At 63.8% G+C, this 5,017-nt stretch carries 5 protein-coding genes and 1 pseudogene; 4 read left to right on the forward strand and 2 right to left on the reverse strand.

Annotated elements, in window-relative coordinates:
• Window positions 1–200, reverse strand: a pseudogene (locus MOV75_RS27200) (phosphotransferase family protein); the annotation flags it as partial.
• Window positions 197–985: an enoyl-CoA hydratase/isomerase gene (locus tag MOV75_RS27205; protein ID WP_246926817.1), complete on the reverse strand. Its 789-nt coding sequence runs from the start codon at window positions 983–985 to the stop codon at window positions 197–199. The gene MOV75_RS27205 and the pseudogene MOV75_RS27200, both read right to left, overlap by 4 nt.
• A 179-nt stretch (window positions 986–1,164) precedes the next feature.
• Here MOV75_RS27205 and MOV75_RS27210 point away from each other — a divergent pair, with 179 nt between their 5' ends.
• The 4 genes from MOV75_RS27210 to MOV75_RS27225 all read left to right on the forward strand — a co-directional run bounded on the left by MOV75_RS27210 (window position 1,165) and on the right by MOV75_RS27225 (window position 4,831).
• Window positions 1,165–1,944, forward strand: a complete 780-nt coding sequence (locus MOV75_RS27210) for an SDR family NAD(P)-dependent oxidoreductase (RefSeq protein ID WP_246926819.1) — start codon at window positions 1,165–1,167, stop codon at window positions 1,942–1,944.
• A gap of 127 nt (window positions 1,945–2,071) precedes the next feature.
• The gene (locus MOV75_RS27215; protein ID WP_246926821.1) at window positions 2,072–2,455 is read left to right on the forward strand and encodes a VOC family protein; all 384 of its coding nucleotides are present in this window, start codon (window positions 2,072–2,074) and stop codon (window positions 2,453–2,455) included.
• Window positions 2,456–2,765: 310 nt separating this feature from the next.
• Window positions 2,766–4,043, forward strand: a complete 1,278-nt coding sequence (locus tag MOV75_RS27220; RefSeq protein ID WP_212081204.1) for an acyl-CoA dehydrogenase family protein — start codon at window positions 2,766–2,768, stop codon at window positions 4,041–4,043.
• Between the two features lie 170 nt (window positions 4,044–4,213).
• Window positions 4,214–4,831, forward strand: a complete 618-nt coding sequence (locus MOV75_RS27225; protein ID WP_246926823.1) for a flavin reductase family protein — start codon at window positions 4,214–4,216, stop codon at window positions 4,829–4,831.
• Window positions 4,832–5,017: the final 186 nt, after the last annotated feature.

The following is a 5,017-nucleotide window of genomic DNA, read 5'->3' on the forward strand; positions in this document are numbered from 1 at the left end:
AGACCTGCCGCGCGCGTTGGCGCCGCGCCATAGCCTTTCGGCGAGCGGCGCAGGATCGCGCCGATCGGCCCATCGGGATGCACGATATCGAAGCGCCAGGTTTCCTGGCTGGCGCCGCCGGACAGTTTTGCTGCTCCGGTGACGCCGGTCGCCCCCGGACACCAGCGCCGGACGCTGCGTGAAAGCTCCGTTTCGATCATTTGCCTTTGAACTGCGCGGGCCGCTTCTCCAGGAACGCGCCCACGCCCTCGCGGAAATCCTGGGTGTCGCCGGCGCGGAGCTGGCACTGGAATTCGAGGTTGAGCTGATCCTCGAAGGAATTCTCCGGGCTGTCCCAGTAGAGCTTGCGGATCAGCGACAGCGCGACCGTCGGGCCGCTGGCAAGGTCGCGCGCCAGCTTCATCGCCTCCTCCATCAGCACGCCGTCGTCGTGGACGCGGTTGACGAGGCCCCATTCCAGCGCCTTCTCGGCCGGCAGCCGCTCGCCCATCAGCGACAATTCGATCGAGCGCGCCCGGCCGATGAGGCGCGGCAGCAGCCAGGTCGAGCCGCAATCCGGCACGAGGCCGATGCGGCGGAAGGCCTGAAGGAAGTAAGAGGAACGCGCGCATAGGATCATGTCGCCGAGCAGCGCGAAGCTCATGCCGGCGCCCGCCGCCGGACCGTTGACCGCGGTCACGATCGGGCAATGCAAATTGCGAATGCGGCGCAGGAAGGGATGGAAGCCGGTCTCGAGCGTCAGGCCGGCCTTGGTCTTCTTCGACTGGTCGTTGCGGCCCTGAAGGTTCGCGCCGGTGCAGAACGCCCGCCCCGCGCCGGTCAAGACGACGCAGCGGACCTCGTCCTTTTTCTCCTCGATCGTGTCGAGCGCCTCGGCGAGACCGCCCAGCATGTCAACCGAGACCGCGTTCATCACCTCCTGATGGTCGAGCTTGAGGATCGCGACCGAGCCATCGAAATCGAGCGTGACGTGTTTGAACTGCATGGTTTCCTCGTGAGTTGCGGCCCGCGTCAGTTTCGCAGACCGGAATTCGTTTTGCCTGAGCGCATATTTGATTTTTGGCGCGGTCTTGTCCATGGTGATCAGAGCATAGCAAGCAATCTTGCGCGCAGCGGCTGATGCACCGCACATCAAGAAGACTTGCCAAAAACAGGAAACGCGCCATGAACATTTTCGACCTCTCCGGCCGCGTGGCCGTCATCACCGGAGGCAATGGCGGCATCGGCCTCGGCATCGCGCAGGCGCTCGCGGGCCAGGGCTGCAACGTCTCGATCTGGGGCCGCAATCCCGACAAGAACAGGGCTGCTGCCGCGAGCATGGCGGGGCTATCAGGCAAGGTCGACACCCGCGTCTGCGACGTCACCGACCCAGCCTCGGTCAACGCGGCGATGAAGGCGACGCTCGACATTTTCGGCCGGGTCGACGGTTGCTTCGCCAATGCCGGCATCGGCGGCGGCGGCCGGCGCTCCTTCATCGAGCGCACCGAGGAAGAATGGCGCACGATGTTTGCGACCAATCTCGACGGCGTATTCCACGCGTTCCAGGCCGCCGCGCGCCACATGACCGATCGCGCCAATGCCGGCGATCCCTTCGGCCGGCTGGTGGCCACCTCGAGCCTCGCCTCGATCTTCGGCACCGCGCGCAACGAGCATTATGCAGCGACCAAGGCCGCGATCAATGCGCTGGTGCGCGCGCTCGGCGTCGAGCTGGCCCGCCACGGCGTCACGGCCAATGCGATCCTGCCCGGCTGGATCAAGAGCGACATGACCGCGGGCATCATGGCGAACGAGAAATTCGTCGCCAACGTGATGCCGCGCATTCCGGTGCGGCGCTTCGGCGAGCCAAGCGATTTCGGCGGCATCGCCGTCTATCTGATGAGCAAGGCGTCGTCGTATCACACGGCCGATACGTTCGTGATCGACGGCGGCTATACCGCGTTTTGATCTTTTGCAGGGTGGGCAAAGGCGCCCTTGCGCCGTGCCCACCATAGGCATTTTCCAATGTCGTGGGGGGCACGCTGCGCTTTGCCCACCTACGGCTCATATTGTAAGCGCAGAAGGGAATGGGCAAATGTTCTCGCACGTGATGATCGGCACCAACGATCTCGACAAAGCCAAGTCATTCTACGACAACCTGCTGAGCACGCTCGAGGTGCGGCCGGCCAGGGTCGACGGCCACCGCATCTTCTACATCACCAAGACCGGCGTGTTCTCGGTGTCGAAGCCGATCAACGGCGAACCGGCGACCTGCGCGAACGGCGGCACGATCGGTTTTGCGTGCAGCTCGCCCGAGCAAGTCGAAGCCTGGCACGCGGCCGGTCTCGCGGCCGGCGGCAAGACCTGTGAGAATCCACCGGGCATCCGCGATGGCGGCGCGGCCGGCAAGATGTATCTGGCCTATTTGCGCGACCTCGACGGCAACAAGATCTGCGCCATGCATCGGATGCCGAACTAAACCACACGGTTGGTGTCATTCCCCGCGAAAGCGGGGAATCCAGTACGCCGCGGCTTCTCGGCCCAATCACGACGGTCTCTGGAATACTGGATCGCCCGGTCTTCGCCGGGCGATGACAGCGGAGAGTGAGGCGCGCTTGTCCGGGACGACACCTGGAGGGAGCTCTCCCGTCCCATTCAAACAACATTTCAAACGCCTCTGCCAAATTCCATCGCATGGCATGGCTCCGCGTGAAAAATGCGCGCTCGCACTTTGGCCGCGCTCCGACTATTCTTGCGCCCAGAACGATCTCAGCGTCCCGGGAGGAACAATGACAAAACACACCTACATTCCCCGCACCACCAACTACACCCTCAATCCCGGCGACGAGCTCAACGACCTGCGCATGTCGGACCAGGTCCGGCCGCTCTATGATCACGTCAAGAAATTCATCCGCGACACCGTCGAGCCGATGTCGATCGAGTTCGCCAAGGCCGGCGAAGGCAAGGAAGACCGCTGGAGCTTCACGCCGAAGCAGCTCGAGGTGCTGGAGAAGGCCAAGAACAAGGCCAAGCAGGAAGGTCTCTGGAACTTCTTCCTGCCGGACGACGAGACCGGCCAGGGCCTGAAGAATCTCGACTACGCCTATATCGCATCCGAGCTCGGCAAGAGCCCGCTGGCTTCGGAGAGCATGAACTGCTCGGCGCCGGACACCGGCAACATGGAGGTGCTGGAGCGCGTCGGCACCAAGGAGCAGAAGGAGAAGTGGCTGAAGCCGCTGCTCAACGGCGAGATCCGTTCAGCCTATGTCATGACCGAGCCGAACGTCGCCTCTTCCGACGCCAAGAACATCTCGACGACGGCAAAGCTCGTCGGCGACGAATGGGTCATCAACGGCGAGAAATATTACATCTCCGGCGTCGGCGATCCCCGCTGCAAGATCCTCATCGTGATGGTCAAGACCAATCCGGACGCGGCGCCGAGCAAGCAGCAGTCGCAGATCCTGGTGCCGCGCGACACACCCGGCGTCGAGGTGCTCGGCCCCATGTACGTATTCGGCCAGGACCACGCCCCGCGCGGCCACATGCACATGCGCTTCAACAATGTCCGTGTGCCCAAGGAGAACATCCTGCTCGGCGAAGGCCGCGGCTTCGAGATCTCGCAGCTCCGCCTCGGGCCCGGCCGCATCCATCACTGTATGCGCACCATCGGCAAAGCCGAGAAGGCGCTCGATCTGATGGTGCAGCGGGGCCTCACCCGCGAAGCCTTCGGCAAGAAGATCGCCCATCTCGGCGGCAACATGCAGATCATCGCCCAGGCGCGCTGCGAGATCGAGGCGATGCGGCTGATGGTGCTGAAGGCAGCGAAGGCGATGGACGTGCTCGGCAACAAGGAGGCCCGCGTCTGGGTCTCCATGGTCAAGGCCATGGTGCCTGAGCGCGCCTGCAAGATCATCGACCAGGCCATCCAGATGCACGGCGCCACCGGCATCTCGCACTGGACCCCGCTGGCCGAGATGTATCAGGACGTCCGCCATCTGCGCTTCGCCGACGGTCCGGACGAGGTGCATTGGATGGTGGTCGGACGCCACGAGCTGAGCATGGCGTGATCGAGATGTCGTAGGGCGGATTAGCGAAGCGTAATCCGCCCTACGAATGTCGTTCGACGGAAGTGCTGTAGGGTGGGCAAAGGCGCACTTGCGCCGTGCCCACCATAAAGAAGTGGTGGGCACGCTTCGCTTTCCCCACCCTACGAGACCTCCCCCTTGCAGGAGCCCCCATGGACTACGCCGCCAGCGACCTCACGCCACGCGAGCGCTACAAGGTGCTGACGTCCTTCATCCTGCCGCGGCCGATCGCGTGGGTGACCACGCTCGGGCCGACCGGCGTGGTCAACGCCGCCCCGTTCAGCTTCTTCAACGCGTTCTGCGAGGACCCGCCACTCTGCATGTTCGCGGCGAACCGGAAGCCTGATGGTGAGGACAAGGACACCTTCCTCAATATCCAGCGCACCGGCGAGTTCGTGGTCAACCTGGCGGACGAGCCGCTGGCGCGGGCGATGCACGAGAGCAGCGGCGATTTTCCGCCTGACATCGGCGAACCCGACTATCTCGGCCTCAAGCTTGCGCCCTCGACGAAGATCGCGGTGCCGCGACTCGCCGACACGCCCTGGGCGATGGAGTGCAAGCTCTGGAAGCTGATCGACGTCAACGACGATCGCCGCCTGATCATGGGCGAAGGCATCCACTTCCACATTCGCGACGAGCTGTGGGACGACAAGGCGATGCGGGTGCATATGGACCGCTATCACCCGATCGGCCGCATGTTCGCCGACCGCTACTGCCGCACCGACGACCGCGTCGTGTTTCCGGCGGCGGAAGGCGCAAAGACCCAATAGCCGAACCCAGGAGCGAGACGATGCCGGAATCCTTTCGCGACAACGAAGAACGCAGCCGGTTCGAGCTTGAGGTCGACGGACCGACCGCAATGAAAGACATGCAGGCTCAGTTGGAAAAGCTCCGCACGGATGCGGCGGAATGCGCCCTCATCCGCGATTTGGCCAGCGATGCTAAGAAGCGAGAAC

This window comes from Bradyrhizobium sp. PRIMUS42 (assembly GCF_023006515.1).
GTDB lineage: Bacteria > Pseudomonadota > Alphaproteobacteria > Rhizobiales > Xanthobacteraceae > Bradyrhizobium.